The organism is Corynebacterium sp. A21, assembly GCF_052266655.1.
In the GTDB taxonomy this organism is placed as follows: Bacteria; Actinomycetota; Actinomycetes; order Mycobacteriales; family Mycobacteriaceae; genus Corynebacterium.
In genome coordinates, this window is record NZ_JBQPQY010000004.1 from 12,668 (window position 1) to 28,871 (window position 16,204).

A 16,204-nucleotide genomic window follows, 5' to 3' on the forward strand; every position below is an offset into this window, starting at 1 on the left:
AAGGCCCGAGCGCACACTGCGGTCAATACCCCCACCCGCTCGGGCCTTGATCGTTTCACCCCCGAATGGATTCGCCCCAAGAACCTACCCAGGGCGTATCTTCAAACCATCCGTTTGTGTCTAACTTCATTGAGTCTTGAGATGGGAACACTCCGTATGACGACACCGAAAACCCCGGAACTGAGCCGGAACGCCCGGCTCGACCGGCTCCCGGTCACCGGCAAACACAAGAAACTGCTCTTCGGCTCCGGCCTCGGCTGGGCCCTGGACGCCATGGATGTCGGACTGATCTCCTTCATCATGGCCGCCCTCGCCGTCCACTGGAATCTGAGCGCCACCCAGACTTCCTGGCTGGGTTCCATCGGCTTCGTCGGTATGGCGCTGGGTGCCACCTTCGGCGGCCTGCTCGCCGACCGGATCGGACGCCGTCAGGTCTTCGCCCTGACCCTGCTGGTCTATGGCCTGGCGACCGGCGCCTCGGCGCTGGCAGGTTCCCTGGCGGTGCTGATCGCCCTGCGTTTCCTCGTCGGCCTGGGTCTCGGCGCGGAACTACCCGTCGCGTCAACACTGGTCTCTGAATTCGCCCCACGCAAGATCCGTGGCCGCATGGTGGTTCTGCTCGAGGCTTTTTGGGCTCTGGGTTGGTTGGCCGCCGCAGTCATCGGTGCCTTCGTGGTTTCGGCTTCCGAGAATGGTTGGCGCTGGGCACTGGCCCTGGGTTGCGTGCCCGCGGCCTACGCCCTCTATGTCCGGATGAAATTACCCGAGTCGGTCCGTTTCCTGGAGAAGAAGGGTCGACACGAGGAGGCCGAGGAGATCGTCACCGCTTTCGAGGCGGAGGTTGATCCCGCGGTGCTGCGGGAGATCGATGCGCGCGAGCCCATGGCTCAGAGCGCGGCGGCGAAAAGCGATGCTGTGACGGTCCAGCATTCAATCTGGTCTTCGTACCTGCGACGCCGGACCGCCGCACTGTGGATCGTATGGTTCTGTGTGAACCTCTCCTACTACGGTGCCTTCATCTGGATCCCCTCGCTCCTGGTGGAACAGGGTTTCACACTGGTAAAATCCTTCACCTTCACCCTGATCATCACACTGGCTCAGCTGCCGGGCTATGCGGTGGCCGCCTGGCTGATTGAAAAGTGGGGCCGACGCAGCACGCTGGCCACCCTTCTGCTGGGTTCTGCTGCTGCCGCCGCCTTCTACGGCACCGCAACCACTGAATCCATGATTCTGCTGGCCGGCTGCCTGCTGTCCTTCTTCAACCTCGGCGCCTGGGGCGCGCTCTATGCCATCGGGCCGGAGCTGTATCCGACCTCGGTACGTGGTGCCGGCACCGGTGCCGCGGCGGGATTCGGGCGGATCGCCTCGATCATCGCGCCATTGATCGTTCCCCCGGTACTCATCTTCGGCGGCCCGATGTTCCTCTTCGGTATTTTCGCGCTGTCATTCCTCATCGCCACAGTTGCGGCGCTCGCCCTGCCGGAACAGCGCGGCAAGATTCTCGAGTAATACGTCCGGCGGGATCTGCTCAGTTGAGGTACTGGCGGGCCATCTGCTGCAGGCGTTCCAGGAGGGTTCGGGGCTCCCGGTGCCCGAACTCCGCGATATTGCGCGGCAGGTTGCTCAGGAGGATGGCACCCTCGGCACGCTCCACCTTGATGTCTTCGTTCAGCTCGATGGTATCGGGATTGAAATCTCGGACGAACATTGCTTTTCCTCCTCAGGCTTGAGCGGGTTGATAGCCGGCAGGATCCCAGCCATGACACGTGCCCTGTCAATGCCTCAATACTAGGATATTTTCGCAGGTCAAACACCCAAAGAAAGCCATTCCTAAGCAAGGCATGCGTCACCTTCATGTGCCGAGAAAAGGGCGCGATCAGGGCTTATCGGAAAGACCTGGCAATACAAAAGGCCCCCGCATGGGGGATGTCCAACACCCCATGGCCACACGTGTGACCAGATTCACTTGTTTCGGAAGTTGCTTAATGACGCCGCGACCCCCGCTCCCTGCGACAGGGAACGGGGGTCGCGAACTTTAAAGGACGGCAACCGTTAGCCGGCTCGCGGCATACTGACGAATCGGGAGTAGTGCAGCTGGTGGGCGACCATTACGGTGTCAATGGGGCCACCACGGTGTTTAGCCAGGATAATGTCAGCTTCGCCGGCACGTTCACTGTCACGGTCTTGGGAGTCCGGACGGTAGAGCAGCATGACCATGTCGGCATCCTGCTCCAGCGAGCCCGACTCACGCAGGTCGGCGAGCTGCGGCCGCTTATCATTACGGGCTTCAGGACCACGGTTCAGCTGGGAGATCGCAATCACCGGGACATCGATCTCCTTGGCTAGCAGCTTCAGCTGACGGGAGAACTCCGAGACCTCCTGCTGACGTGACTCAACCTTCTTGCCCGAGCTCATCAGCTGCAGGTAGTCAATCACGACGAGCTGGAGATCATGCTTCTGCTTCAGGCGGCGGGCCTTGGAGCGGATCTCCATCATGGTCAGGTTGGGTGAGTCATCGATGAACAGCGGCGCCTCCGAGATCTGCCCGACCCGGTTGGCCAACTTCGCCCAAGACTCATCGGTCATCCGGCCGGAACGCATATCCGAGAGCTTGATCTCCGTCTCCGCGGAAAGCAGGCGCATGGCGATCTCGGACTTGCTCATTTCGAGTGAAAAGATCACCGAGGCCTTGCCGTTGATGATCGAGCAGGAACGCATGAAGTCCAGGCCCAGGGTGGACTTACCCACACCGGGTCGGGCGGCGATGATGATCATCTGCCCGCCGTGCAGCCCATTGGTGAGGTTATCCAAGTCCTCGAAGCCGGTGGGCACACCGGTGGCCACACCACCATGGGCGGCGAGCTGATCCAGCTCATCCATGGTGGGCTGGAGGATATCGGCCAACACCGCATAGTCCTCGGTGACATTGCGCTGGGCAATGCCGAAGACCTCCTGCTGTGCCATGTCAATAACGGTCTCGACCTCAGCGCCCTCGGTGCCTTCATAACCGAGCTGCACCACGCGGGTACCGGCAGCGACCAGACGGCGCAGAATCGCCTTCTCGGAGACGATCTCGGCGTAGTAGCGGGCGTTCGCCGCGGTCGGTACCGAAGAGATCAGGGTATGTAGATAAGGGGCACCCCCCACCCGCTCCAGGTCATTGTGACGGTCCAGGCGACCGGCGACGATCACCGGATCGATCTCCTTGTTATCGGAGAAGAGATCGATGATCGCCTTGTAGATCAGCTGATGGGCTGGCTTATAGAAGTCATCCGGGAATAGTTCCTCCAGGATGTCGATGACCATGGTCGGCGCCAACAGCATCGCGCCCAAGACGCCCTGCTCGGCCTCATTGTCATGCGGCGGCTGACGGAACTCAGTGGTGGGGGAAGCTGGACGACGCTCCCGGCGGCGGGCAGGCTTATCGCTCCCACCGCCGAAAGCCGGGGTCGGCAGCGCTGGCCCGTAGTCCTCGAACTCGACCGGGGCATCCTGGTCGGAGGGGGGCACATAATCATCATCAAAGCTGGCATCGGAGATTCCCGAGGTCATCGCAGCCCACCCTTTCATCCCGGCACTTAAAACTCGGTTTTCACCTTAGGCTGCGCGTCCGCCTAACACCAACGGCCTGCGGTTTTACTCACAACCGAGCCCGAACGTGGCGTCGATAAGCATAGTTATCCCCAGGCCAGGATTAATCGCTTGACTCCTCCATGCGGGTAATAGCATCGGCGGCTCGAATGAGCGCCAGATGAGAGAAAGCCTGTGGGAAGTTACCGGCCAGCCGTTTCGTCTTCGGGTCATACTCCTCCGCCAACAGTCCCAGATCATTGGCATAGCTGCATAGGCGCGTCATATCCTTCTTCGCCTCTTCCAGACGACCGGAAACGGCATACTGCTCCACCAGCCAGAAAGCACAGATCAGGAAGGGGTACTCATCTCCTTCGAGGCCATCGAGTCCGGCCTCGGTGCGGTAGCGGAAGACCAGGCCATATTCATCAACCAGGTCCTGCTCAATCTTGGCCACCGTGCCCAACATTTTGGGATCCTCTGGGGCGATGAAACGGGTGTGCGGCAACTGCAGCAGGGAGGCGTCGACCTCAATGCCGTCATAGACCTGGGTGAAGGAGTTCAGCTCCTGGTTGAATCCCCGCTCGAAGATCTCATCATGCAGCCGGTCGCGATAACGGGTCCAAGTCTCCACATCGCCTTCAAAACCGTGTTCCCGGACCGCGCGGATCCCCTCGTTGAAAGCGGCCCACATCATCACCCGACCATGGGTGAAGTAGTGCAGCTCGCCGCGCATCTCCCAGATGCCGTGGTCCTTGCGGTCAAAGTTGGCGATGTTGTAATCCAGCAGCGAGACCTGCAGGTTCCAGGAATAGGGGGTCTCCGGATATCCGGCATCGCGGATCTTCGCCAGCGCCAGCATCACCTCGCCCACCACATCAGCCTGGTACTGGTCAGCGGCACCATTTCCGATCCGCACCGGCCGCGAATTCTCATAGCCCGCCAGGTGATCAAGCTCCTGCTCCGGAAGCTGGCGTTCACCACCGATGCCGTACATGATCTGCAGCCGCTCCGGGTCACCCGCAACCGCACGCAGCAGCCAGTCCCGCCACGCCGCGGCACCGTTGATCAGGCCGTGAGAGACCATCACCTCCACCGTCAGCGAGGCATCACGCAGCCAGGTGAAGCGGTAGTCCCAGTTACGGACACCACCGAAATCCTCCGGCAGAGAGGCGGTGGCGGCAGCGGCGATACCGCCGGTCTCACGGTGGGTCAGCGCCCTGAGAACTAGCAGGGAACGCACCACATGCTTCTTGTTCACCGACTCAGTGTCCAGACGACGCAGCCAGTCCTCCCAGAAACTCTCCGCCTTCCACAGCGCCGCCAGCGGCTCCTCCGGGATGGGCAGCTTCCGCCAGGGCCGAAACCAGGTCAGTGTCCAGGACTCGGTCTCACCCTCCGAGATCCGGAACGTACCGGTCAGCCGTTTAGCGGGGGCGCCGGAAGCCTCCAGCACATCGCCGTCCTCAGCCCGGAACTCCTTACTCTGGTGCAGCAGAGGACCACTGATCAGCACGCCATCAGGGCCAGCCGTACACAGCAATCCGAGTTCCTCGGAGCCGGGTACCTCGGTCGGCCGGAACCAGGGTTCTACCCGGGCATAACTGAAACGCACCCGCATGTCATGCTCGATCTCCACCTCGCCACTGAGACATTCGACATAGCGGATCAGGTCCGCCTGCCGGTTACCGGGCGGCATGAAGTCAGTGACCCGGGCGGTTCCATTGGGTCCTTCCCAGTAGGTCTCCAAAATGAAGGTATTACCCCGGTAATTACGGGAGGTTACTCTGCCATCAACGATGGACATCTTCCAGCGGCCGTCGTCCGGGGTGCCCAGAATTGCGGTGAAGATGGCATCGGAGTCGAATCTGGGGAGGCAGAGCCAGTCGATGGAACCCTCGCGGGATATCAGTGGCCCGGTATGTAGATCTGATAAGAGTGCATAATCCTCCAAGGGAGTGCTCTGGGAGATCTTCTTCACTGGATTCGATACTTGATTCGACTCAGTCATACCCCCCGTTCTAGCTGAAATTTCTGCCCAGGGTCAGACTTTCAGAATTATGGTATGGAGTTGTAGTCCACAGGCCCTGTGGATAACTTGAGGGAAACCGGTGGAAAGAATCCCGATTTCGGTGGGTAGTTGGGGATAATCTGTGGACAACTACCTGTCTAAAGTGGATACTTCAGAGCATTTGCACAGCTCAGTACCCTTTTCCAACTGTGGATAACTATGTTTGATCCGTGAATGGAACAGCTCACCAGCAGGTTTGACAGGAGCGAAACTCCCCGCTAGTCGTGTTTCTGCAGCTGAGAAAGGTACAACGTCAGATTAACTTGAGGGAAACAACGCACAATTATCCACAGTTATCCACAAGCCTGAAATAGCCCTGAAAACTTCCGGAAGCCAGACCGCAGCTCAGTCAGGGAAAATCAGGCGACCCCGAAATGTCCGAAGGCCCCAACACCATGGGAAGCAGATGCTTCCGGGTGTCGAGGCCTTCGGGTGCTGTTGTCGTTGGGCTAGAAACTAGCCGCCGTCTGACGCGTTATTACGCGGCGACGACCTTAAAGTTCACCTTGGCTGCGATGTCATCATGCAGCTGGACCTTGACCTGGTAAGAACCAATGGACTTGATCAGGTTCTTCGGGATCTCGATGTTGCGCTTGTCCAGGGTCGGACCGCCAGCAGCCTTGACTGCGTCGGCGATGTCACCGGACTTCACGGAACCAAAGAGCTTGCCCTTGTCAGAGGAGCGCACCGGGACAGCGATGTCCAGCAGTGCTTCCAGCTGCTCGCGAATCTCGCGGGCGTGGTCGAGGTCGCGCACAGCGCGAGCCTCCTGGGCACGTTTGATGCCCTCGATCTGCTTCTGAGCACCACGGGTGGCAACGATGGCCAGGCCGCGGGGAAGCAGGTAGTTGCGTCCGTAGCCGTCCTTGACCTCCACGATGTCACCAGGTGCACCGAGGTTGTCAACGGCGGCGGTGAGGATCAGCTTCATGATCCCTGCCTTTCATTGTTCATTCCCCGCCCACTGAAGGCGTTATGCCGAGGCAAGTCGGGGAAGTGTGAATTCAGTTGATGTGTGTTTTTAACAATCAGAACGGAGGTTCATCGTCGGCGCCACCGAAACCACCGGCAGGCGGTGCGGAGTTCCACGGATCATTGTCAGGGGTACCGGTAGACGGGCTCGGCTGGTTTCCAGCGAAACCGCCCTGATTACCCTGGTTACCGCCGCTGAAGCCACCCTGGTTGGCCTGGTTTCCACCAAAGCCACCCTGGTTGCCGCCGCCACGCGGGGTACGCGTGACCTGAGCGGTAGCGAAAGTCAGAGACGGGCCGACTTCGTCGACCTCGACCTCCATGACGGTGCGGTTCTCGCCCTCACGGGTCTGATAGGAACGCTGCCGGAGACGACCGGTCACGATGACGCGCATACCCTTGGACAGGGACTCTGCGACATTCTCCGCGGCCTGACGCCAGACATTGCAGGTCAAGAAAAGAGCTTCCTGATCCTCCCACTGATTCGTCTGCTTGTTGAACTGACGGGGGGTGGAAGCGATACGGAAGTTCGCCACCGCGGCGCCTGCCGGGGTGAAGCGGAGTTCCGGGTCAGCAACGATGTTGCCAACCACAGTAATGTTTGTATCTCCCTGAGCCATGCTTGATGCCTTCCTGCTGTGCGTTCTCGGTGACAATGATCCTAGACGGGACTGTGCGCCCATGGCGGGCGCTGCAGCTCCCCATCAGGGGTGCCCACGACGGTGGGTGCTGAGAAATCACCCACCATTATCCGCTCTTACTTGTCGGCGCGCAGAACCTTGGTACGCAGAATGCTGTCGTTCAGGTTCAGCAGACGATCAAGCTCCAGCACGGTTGCCGACTCGCACTCGAGATCGACGACAGTGTAGATACCTTCTTCGTTCTTGTTGATCGGGTATGCAAGACGACGCTTGCCCCACACATCAACCTTCACAACCTTGCCGTTATCCTTACGGACAACCTCAAGGTACTTATCTAGGGACGGGGATACGGTGCGTTCATCCTGGGTAGGATCCAGGATGATCATGATTTCGTATTGACGCACGGACCTCATCACCTCCTATGGTCTAGTATTTTGGGCTCGGCCATACCCCGGTTGGGCATAGCAGGAGGGTCGTTGCGTCAAGCAACCCCTCCACAGTACCTCACTGGAGGTGAAAAGCGTTAATCATCTGTGGTAGGGGCTAGTGATGAAGTTCGGGATGAAATGGGGTTCAGCGGTGCAGCTCAGCAGCGCCCCACAGATTAGTCATCCACGTTGACCACGGTGCCATCCTGACGGATGTCCACCTCGATCCAATCAAGATCGATCTCCCAGGCGCCATCATCGAGGTCAGCGGTCGCGCACCCCTGGGCCACCGCATCACGGACCTGCTGATCACTGAATCCCTCTTCATTGCGCTCCTGCTCGCCCTCGGCGCTATAGCCGGCGACCTCGCAGGGAGCCGAGCTACCCATCTCGGATCCTCGGTCACGCTGGTCATCATCACTCCGGCCATCATCACTCCGGCTCTGCGGTGTCGCGGCCTCGGCGGGGGTGCTGATCTGGACACTGGTGGTGGCGGGGTTCGGGCCCGCAGAATCAGCGCAGCCACCAAGTAGCAGCGCGGCAGCACCGGCCAGGGCGATGGCAGCCTGTCGGATTCCTCGTCGGTTCATGACGTTTCCTCTCTTAGGGTTGTCAACCAGCTGTTTTGCTGTTGCTTAACCCCACTCTAAGAAAGCTCCCGATAAAGCTGGGGGATTTCGCGCCAATCTGAACAAACCCTCATAATGCTCCCGCCACCGGAAAGCACGAAGCCCGCCGGGGATTCCGACGGGCGCTCTCCTGACTGGGTCCGGTGACTCAGGCCGGAGAGGTGGCGAAGAAGACCGCGATGGTCACCGGGATGATGGTGACCAACACCAGAGCGATGAGCAGGAGCACGGCAACCAGGATCTTCGACTTCTTGTACATGAAGGCCGCGAAGGCTCCGCCGGTGCAGAGGAAGCCAATGAAGACACTGGCCATGGTGATGATCATCGTTAGATCAGACAACTACTCACGTCCCTATTCCGAGGTTTCTGCCGGATGCGGTGCACCAGCTGCCGGGGCCGCGGTGCCGACGGGGGTTTCCGTGGCGTCGATAAGCGCAGGGCGCGGACGGGCACCGGCATGCTCCTCATTCTCGCCCACGCCGCCGAAACGGAAACGATCGACCTGCCCGAAGGGACCCGCGAGCAGGTCCACTCCGCCATGGGACTGGTACACCTTGTCTGGAATGCGGCCGAGCATCTGCCGGATCACCAGCACCATCATCGCGATGATCAGGCCATCACGGGTGAGGATGATCAGGTTGAGCAGCTCACCGGGCAGGCCCTTGTTGTCCGTACCCATCATGTGGAGCATCAAGATCGGCCAGACCAGGGCATCGGTGATCATCCAAGTCAGCAGCAGCCGCCACCGCGGTAGCGCCAGCACCGCCGGGATCACCAACCACAGCGAGTACTGCGGACTCCACACCTTGTTCACCAGGAGGAAGACCGCCACGATGAGGAAAAACAGCTCCGCCACCCGGGGGCGCCGGCTCACCGTCACGCCGAACACCGCGATGGCCAGACAGCCAGCCACGAAGAGCAGCAGAGTCAGCGTGTTGAGAATGCCCGGGGCACCCGCGCCGGAGTCGAAACCGGCCCAGCCGGTGGCACGCGAAATCACCGCGTAGATGGTGGTCCATTCCCAGCTGCGTTCCTGGTTGAGGCGGAGAAATTCATTCCAGGCCTTCGGGTAAGCGAACATCACCGGGAGGTTGACCACCAGCCAGCTGAGCACCGCAGTGGCGAGCATGCTGAAGAAGGGCCGGTAGGTCTTGCTCCGCACCGCCAGCACCAGGTAGGCCCCGAGGATATAGAGCGGCCAGAGCTTGAAGGCGGTACCCAGACCGATGAGCACTCCGGCCCACAACGGATGGCCCCGTTTGACCGCCAGCATCGCACCGACCACCGCGGTGATGGCGGGAATGTCCCAATTGGTGAAAGCGTGCACGATCACCAGGGGAGAAGCTGCGACCAGGACGACATCCCAGATGCGGTTGCCCGCCAGCTCCGCCACCATGCCGATGGTGAGCACCCAGAGCAGGGACATAGCGGCGGCGGTGAGTGCGAAGTAGAAACCGGCAGCCGGGATGGAATGCCCCGGAATCAGATCGATCACCGGGTAGAGCAGCCGCGTGAACCAGCCCATCAGGCCCTGGAACAAACCACCAAGCACCGGGTACTCCATGTACCGGGTCAGATCACCGTCCTGCCAGGAGTAGGCGTAGGGAAACCCGCCCTTGTCCAGACCACGGCCGCCGTAGAGCGGGACGATGTCGTTATAACAGGCGGAGGTGTACTGCCGGCTGCCGGACCAATCTAGGCTGACCACCCCGTCCTCACCCCGGACACCCATGGCGCAGTTCGCCTTGCTGAGGAATCCGAAGGAGAGGAAGACCAGGGAGGTCAGGATCAGGGTGCGCAGCGGGGTCCACCAGCGTTGGCGGCCGATCCTGGCGTGCTGTCCGAGGGGGCCACCGAGGAAATCAATGAACCCCCGGCTCAACGTTTCAGTCTGGGCCGGCGAGACCCGCTGTGCTGGGTGTCCGATATCCCGGGGACGCGGTGGGGTGGTTGTCATCGCTGACCTCTTCGCACGTTGTGAGTCTCCTTGCAGTTGCGGTCGGCGCTGGGCTTCTCCGGCCCCCGGAGAGCCTTCACCGACCAAATTTGTCCCTCTCTACCGTAGGCGAGCGGGCGAACACCCCGCGCGCTAAAGGGCCGGTTAACCTCAACGCCGGCGAGCGTTCATTATCGCCCCGGGGACAAGCCAGCGGCCCGGGGGAGACGGTGAACGTCGCCCCCGGGCCGCTGGGGTCCGGCTGTTTCGTGTTTATGGAACCGGCAGTTCAATCTCCGGGATCACGATTCCCGGGATGATCTCGATGCCCTCATCCGCCGGGGCCGGGGCAGGGGGCGGTACCGGGGCCGGGGCAGGGGCCGGGATCTCCCCGACTTCCGCCGGCGCGGAAGTTTGGATTTCCGGTGCCGGGTCCACCACCGAGGTCTCAGCTTCGATGGGCGCCGGGTTCACCGGGGCCGGGGCCGGGGCATAGGTCACCGGCGGCGGGACATAGGCGTTGCCATTGACGACTCCGGCACCATTGCCGAAGTTGATGGACTCCGGATCCGGGAAGTACTCGACATCCTGGTTCGCCAGCGCGACATCGAGAGTGTCCTTCCAGATATCGGTGGGCAGCCCCGCACCGTACATATTCCCGCCCCAAGGAGTCGTGATGGGGGAATTATCATGGGAACCGACCCACACCGAGGTGGCTAGCTGCGGGGTCGCACCAATCATCCAGGCATCCTTGTTGCTGCCGGTGTCGCCGAGCTGGGTGGTGCCGGTCTTGGCGGCCGAGATGCGGCCGTTGGCCAGCGCCCCGCCGGAGTAGGAGGCAATGGGCTGCATGGCGTACATCAAGTTGTTGGCCACCACCGCGGAGACGCGACGCTCCCCCTCATCCGGCTGGTGCTCATAGAGAACCTCGCCGCTGCCGGTCTCCACTCGCTCGACGAAGTGCGGCTTATGCCAGACACCCTCGTTGGCGAGCGTGGCCAGCGCGATGGACATGTCCAACGGGCGGGACTGGTACTGGCCGAGAATGATGCCCTCGTAGGGGGTGTTACCGTTCTCGGTCAGGGTCTCCGGAATACCCGGCAGCTCGCGGGCCATACCCAGGGCGTGCGCCATATCGGCGGTGTCCTGGGTTTCATTCTCCAGGTCCTGTTGCAGGCGGATGAAGCTGGTGTTGTGGGAGAACTTCAGGGCCTCACCGATCGAGCAGTAGCCGCAGGAGGCACCACCGACGTTGTTGATCGTGATGCCGCCCGGAATGGTAACCGGGCCGGAGTCATAGATTGTCGACAGTGGGATGCCCTGCTGCAGGGCAGCTGCCAGTCCGAAGATCTTGAAGGTCGAACCGGTCTGGAGTGCAGCGTTTGCGTAGTCCCAGCCGGTGGCTTCCTCGCCGCCGTAATAGGCACGGATGGCACCGGTGGCGGGTTCGATGGAGACGGCTGCCGAACGGAGGTTATCGTTCTGGCCCACCATGTTCTCGTTGACCGCATCCACCGTGGCCTCCTGTGCCAACGGGTCGATGGTGGTGGTGATCTGCAGACCGCGGGTGTTCACGTCCTGCTCGGTGATGCCGACGGTGGCCAGCTCCGCCAGCACCTGGTTCTTGATCATGCCGTTGGCACCGGTGGCTTCGGTGTAGGCCGAGATCGTCGAAGGATCGATGGTCTCGGGGTAGATCAACGCGGCACGCTCATCGGCACCCAGGGTGCCGACCTCGACCATGCCGTCGAGCACGTAATTCCAGCGGGCTTGCGCGCCCTCCGGGTTGGTCCACGGTTCCAGCTGGCTGGGCAACTGAATGGAGGCCGCCAGCACGGCTGCCTGATCTGGACCGAGCTCGTTGACCGGCTGGCCGAAGTAGGCCTGGGCAGCAGCCTCGACACCATAGGCGTTACGGCCGAAATAGACCGTGTTGAGGTAGGCCGAGAGAATCTCGTCCTTGGACCACTCATTGGTCATTTTGACCGAGTAAACCAGCTCCCGGGCCTTGCGGACATAGGAGTGCTCATTGCCCACCAGTGCGTTCTTGACGTACTGCTGGGTGATCGTGGAGCCACCGCCGGCGGAGTCATCGCCGGTCAGCTGACCGACGACGGCACGGGCGTAACCCGTCGCAGAGAACCCCGGGTTGGTGTAGAACTCCCGGTCCTCAGCCGCCAGCACGGCGTTCTTGACATAGTCCGGGACCTCCTCGATCGGTACCTGCCGGCGGTTTCCCTCCGGGGGCACGATCCGGGCCAGTTCGGTGGTGGCGTCCGAGGCCATAATCTGGGAGACCTGGGGAGCTGGTAGTTCCTCCGGCTCCGGCACGTCCACCATGATGTAGGCGGCGAGGAAGGTCCCGAGCGGGATCAGGATCGCCAAGACGACGACGCCGATCAGCGTCCGCCCCACCCAGGGGCTACGCTTCTTCCGCGCACGCCGGCGACCGGAGTCTTTCGGGTCGGACGGTTTCCGCCCCGAGGTCGCATCATTGTTCTTATCTGCCAACTTCAGTCCCAATCATCGATGTTGCTAACTGAGGAGCACACTACTGCGTGCGACTACTTCGTGGAAACCTGAAAATTGCTAAAACGCTGCGATGATGCCTCTCAGAAAGCCGAGGCAGTCACCTCACGCAACAGGTGATTCCACCGACACACCGGGCAGACCTCAACCATGTGCACCGTTATTTCCCGACCGGAGCCCGCGATCTCCGCGATCTCTGCTGCACTGCGGGCGGTCCCGGACATCCGACCAAGGGAGTCACCGTAGATCCACAGAACCTCACGTAGCTGGTCGGAGTCACAGATCGGGCAGAGTCCCGCCACCGGGGTGCCGTGATAACGGGCCGCGGCGATGAGCAGGAAATCCGCATCGCAGACAGTGTCCCGGGTGATCGCTCCCGCACGCCAGTGTGCCAGTAGGTTATGTTTCTCCCACTGGTGACTGATCTCATTGCGATAAACGACCACCCGCACAGTCTAACGCACCCTGACCTCCCTGGAACCCACTCTGCGATGGGGGTACGCGGCGCGATCAAACATCCTGCCGTCGTGCTTGATCGATCAACCGGGCTACTTGATCGATCCCGTCCGGCGGACTGGCTGGAACCGGGCGAATCCTTCCCTATGGTGGGCATTGAGGCACCCTCCAGGCACGCTTACCGACGACGTCGCCCCGTATGCCGTGGGTGCCCAAGCACAACCGACTAAGGAGTTAGAGACAACGTGAGTGAATCAAAGATCCGGGTAGCCATCGCCGGGGTGGGCAACTGCGCCGCCTCACTGGTGCAGGGTGTCGAGTTCTACCGGAACGCCCCCGCAGATGAGAAGGTCCCGGGTCTGATGCACGTCAAGTTCGGCGACTACCACGTCAGCGATGTCGAATTCGTCGCCGCCTTCGAGGTTGATGCCGCGAAGGTGGGCACCGACCTGGCCGAGGCAATCGATGCCTCTGAGAACTGCACCATCAAGATCGCCGAAGTCCCCTCCACCGGGATCACCGTCCAGCGCGGCCCAACCCTCGACGGCCTGGGAACCCACTACCGCCAGACCATCACCGAATCTGAGGCCACCCCGGTTGATGTGGTGCAGGCACTAAAAGACGCGAAGGTCGACGTCCTGGTGTCCTACCTGCCGGTAGGTTCCGAACAAGCCGACAAGTTCTACGCCCAGGCGGCCATCGACGCTGGTGTCGCCTTCGTTAACGCCCTGCCCGTCTTCATCGCCTCCGACCCCGAGTGGGCTGAAAAGTTCCGCGCCGCCGGAGTCCCCATCGTCGGTGACGACATCAAGAGCCAGGTCGGCGCCACCATCACCCACCGGGTGATGGCCAAACTCTTCGAGGACCGCGGTGTCCGCCTGGACCGCACCATGCAGCTCAACGTCGGCGGCAACATGGACTTCAAGAACATGCTCGACCGCGACCGCCTGGAATCCAAGAAGATCTCCAAGACCCAGGCCGTCACCTCCAACCTCACCGAGGGCCCGCTGGCCGGCAAGGTCGAAGACCGCAACGTCCACATCGGCCCCTCCGACTACGTCGCCTGGCTCGATGACCGTAAGTGGGCCTATGTCCGTCTGGAGGGCACCGCCTTTGGCGAGGTGCCGCTGAACCTGGAGTACAAGCTCGAGGTCTGGGATTCGCCGAACTCCGCCGGCATCATCATCGATGCCGTCCGTGCCGCCAAGATCGCGCTCGACCGCGGCTTGGGTGGTCCGATCCTGCCGGCCAGCGCCTACCTGATGAAATCCCCGCCGGAGCAGCTCGGCGATGATCTCGCCCGGGCCCAGCTTGAGGCCTTCATCATCGGCGGGTAGTTTCTCCAGTCCAAGAAGTTTTCTTCCGGTGGAAACGATTGCGTTGCATATTTTCACCGGAGTGAATGTGGCCAGCCAGGCCCCGGTAACTGAGTGGGATCCCTACCACTTACTTAGCCGGGTGTAACAGTTTTCCCCCCAGATAAGGCTAGGCTGGTCCCCATGACTTCTCCCACCCCCGAGGATATTGCACGTCAGATCCGACCGGCGCTCACCAAGTTGTACGTCATGTACTTCCGACTTTCAGAGCAATCTTCCCTGACTGGTCCGCAATTGTCTCTCATGACTCGACTCCAGGAAAATGGCGCCTCAAGGATCAGCCACCTGGCACGACAGGAGGGTATCCGCATGCCCACCGCCTCCAACGCGCTGCATCAGCTGGAGCAGCGCGGCATGGTCGAGCGCATCCGTGACACCACGGACCGCCGTGGCGTCCTCGTCAATCTGACGGAGCTCGGTTCCACCGAGCTGGTGCGCGTCGGCGAAGAACGCACCAAGTACCTCGCCGAAATGCTCAGCACCCTCGATGAGAGCTACCTGGAGAAGGCTGATGGCCTCTCCGATCTCATCAACACCCTCGCCAAAACTTATGGCGCAGTGGCAGATTCGGAGAATAGCCGCTAAACGGCCATAATGAGGCCTAAACCCTTAAACCTTCCACTGAACGTCGCTGGGAATGCCAAACATCGAAACGAATCCTCAGGATGCCGCCGAACCGCTGCGGGTCCTCGTCGCTTGGCGCCTTGATGGGCGAGGCACCGAAAGTCTGGAGTTCGCCGCCTGGCTGGGGCGCACCATACCTATCCAGATCCGGGTCGTGAGCACCTTCCTACGCCCCTGGCCGTCTACCTCGCTGAGCAAACTCGGCGGCAAGTACCGCAAGTGGGTGAGGAAGGAAGCCGCCGCCTGGGATACCAAGGTCAGGAAGGCCCTCGCCACCGTCGGAGTTCCCGAAGAATACTGGGACGAGCAGGTCTCCACATTCCTGGATGGCCCCACCGAGTCGGTGCTGCTGACACAGGCTGCCGCGGAGTTCGAGGCCGACCTGGTGATCCTCGGATCCAAAGCCGCCGCCCCGAAGGGCCGGTTCCGGGCCGGATCCACCGCCGATGCGCTGCTGCACTCCTCACCGCAGCCGCTCGGTCTGGCACCGCGTGCCGTCAAACTCTCCAAGCGAGGCGTCACCCGGCTCAACTACGCCCATCTGGGAGAGGACTCCGATGACACCCGGAGCCTCTTCTTCGCTGCTGATATGGCCGACCGCTGGCAGGTTCCGCTGCGGGTCCTGGCCTTCTCCCCCAGTGGCCTCACCTCCAGCACGGTCAACGACCAGCTCGACCTCGCCGCCGATCTCACGATGGAATGGCGCGAGCATTCCCTGGCCATGCTGGACCGCTCCCGCGATGCGGTCCTGGACCGTTACCCGGAGCTGAGCGTGGACACCGACATCGGATCCGGCTCTGGTTGGGCCGGGGCGGTCGACGCCCTGAAGTGGAAGAAGGGCGATCTTCTCTGCCTCGGCTCCACCCCGCCCGGCCCGCTTGAGCGGGTCTTCATCGGGTCCACCGCCACCGATATCCTCGCCCATGTGCAGGTACCGGTGATCGTTCACCCGGTACGCAGTCTTTAGATTCC

General features: G+C 61.6%; 15 protein-coding genes. 4 read left to right on the forward strand and 11 right to left on the reverse strand.

What is annotated here, in order from left to right; translation table 11 throughout:
* Positions 1-156: 156 nt before the first annotated feature.
* A complete protein-coding gene (locus ACTU46_RS08145) occupies positions 157-1,509 on the forward strand; it encodes an MFS transporter (RefSeq protein ID WP_443380771.1) in 1,353 nt (450 codons plus the stop codon).
* Between the two features lie 19 nt (positions 1,510-1,528).
* Here the strand turns inward: ACTU46_RS08145 and ACTU46_RS08150 are convergent, their stop codons facing one another.
* The 11 genes from ACTU46_RS08150 to ACTU46_RS08200 all read right to left on the reverse strand — a co-directional run bounded on the left by ACTU46_RS08150 (position 1,529) and on the right by ACTU46_RS08200 (position 13,222).
* A complete protein-coding gene (locus ACTU46_RS08150) occupies positions 1,529-1,708 on the reverse strand; it encodes a hypothetical protein (RefSeq protein ID WP_443380772.1) in 180 nt (59 codons plus the stop codon).
* Between the two features lie 344 nt (positions 1,709-2,052).
* Positions 2,053-3,552: a replicative DNA helicase gene (dnaB, locus tag ACTU46_RS08155; RefSeq protein ID WP_443380774.1), complete on the reverse strand. Its 1,500-nt coding sequence runs from the start codon at positions 3,550-3,552 to the stop codon at positions 2,053-2,055.
* A gap of 142 nt (positions 3,553-3,694) precedes the next feature.
* Positions 3,695-5,581, reverse strand: coding sequence for a glycoside hydrolase family 15 protein (locus ACTU46_RS08160; RefSeq protein WP_443380776.1), 1,887 nt, complete (start codon positions 5,579-5,581; stop codon positions 3,695-3,697).
* 538 nt (positions 5,582-6,119) lie between these two features.
* Positions 6,120-6,572, reverse strand: coding sequence for a 50S ribosomal protein L9 (gene rplI / locus ACTU46_RS08165; RefSeq protein ID WP_443380778.1), 453 nt, complete (start codon positions 6,570-6,572; stop codon positions 6,120-6,122).
* 97 nt (positions 6,573-6,669) lie between these two features.
* Positions 6,670-7,233: a single-stranded DNA-binding protein gene (locus ACTU46_RS08170; RefSeq protein WP_443380780.1), complete on the reverse strand. Its 564-nt coding sequence runs from the start codon at positions 7,231-7,233 to the stop codon at positions 6,670-6,672.
* Between the two features lie 137 nt (positions 7,234-7,370).
* Positions 7,371-7,667 carry a 30S ribosomal protein S6 gene (gene rpsF / locus ACTU46_RS08175; RefSeq protein ID WP_443381254.1) on the reverse strand — a complete coding sequence of 99 codons (297 nt, stop codon included), beginning with the start codon at positions 7,665-7,667 and terminating at the stop codon, positions 7,371-7,373.
* A 191-nt stretch (positions 7,668-7,858) separates the two neighbouring features.
* On the reverse strand, positions 7,859-8,272 hold the full coding sequence (locus ACTU46_RS08180) for a hypothetical protein (RefSeq protein WP_443380782.1): 414 nt from the start codon (positions 8,270-8,272) through the stop codon (positions 7,859-7,861).
* Between the two features lie 187 nt (positions 8,273-8,459).
* Positions 8,460-8,651, reverse strand: a complete 192-nt coding sequence (locus tag ACTU46_RS08185; RefSeq protein WP_443380784.1) for a hypothetical protein — start codon at positions 8,649-8,651, stop codon at positions 8,460-8,462.
* 12 nt (positions 8,652-8,663) lie between these two features.
* Positions 8,664-10,268 carry a glycosyltransferase family 87 protein gene (locus ACTU46_RS08190; protein WP_443380786.1) on the reverse strand — a complete coding sequence of 535 codons (1,605 nt, stop codon included), beginning with the start codon at positions 10,266-10,268 and terminating at the stop codon, positions 8,664-8,666.
* Positions 10,269-10,520: 252 nt separating this feature from the next.
* Complete coding sequence (locus ACTU46_RS08195; protein ID WP_443381257.1) at positions 10,521-12,764, reverse strand: transglycosylase domain-containing protein; 2,244 nt, start codon at positions 12,762-12,764, stop codon at positions 10,521-10,523.
* Between the two features lie 95 nt (positions 12,765-12,859).
* The gene (locus ACTU46_RS08200) at positions 12,860-13,222 is read right to left on the reverse strand and encodes a DUF5318 family protein (protein ID WP_443380787.1); all 363 of its coding nucleotides are present in this window, start codon (positions 13,220-13,222) and stop codon (positions 12,860-12,862) included.
* 255 nt (positions 13,223-13,477) lie between these two features.
* Between ACTU46_RS08200 and ACTU46_RS08205 the strand changes: the two genes are divergently transcribed.
* The 3 genes from ACTU46_RS08205 to ACTU46_RS08215 all read left to right on the forward strand — a co-directional run bounded on the left by ACTU46_RS08205 (position 13,478) and on the right by ACTU46_RS08215 (position 16,199).
* The gene (locus ACTU46_RS08205) at positions 13,478-14,569 is read left to right on the forward strand and encodes an inositol-3-phosphate synthase (RefSeq protein ID WP_443380788.1); all 1,092 of its coding nucleotides are present in this window, start codon (positions 13,478-13,480) and stop codon (positions 14,567-14,569) included.
* Between the two features lie 162 nt (positions 14,570-14,731).
* A complete protein-coding gene (locus tag ACTU46_RS08210) occupies positions 14,732-15,193 on the forward strand; it encodes a MarR family winged helix-turn-helix transcriptional regulator (protein ID WP_443380790.1) in 462 nt (153 codons plus the stop codon).
* Positions 15,194-15,245: 52 nt separating this feature from the next.
* Positions 15,246-16,199 (forward strand): universal stress protein, encoded by a 954-nt coding sequence (locus ACTU46_RS08215; protein ID WP_443380791.1) that lies wholly within the window; start codon positions 15,246-15,248, stop codon positions 16,197-16,199.
* The last annotated feature ends 5 nt before the right edge of the window (positions 16,200-16,204 follow it).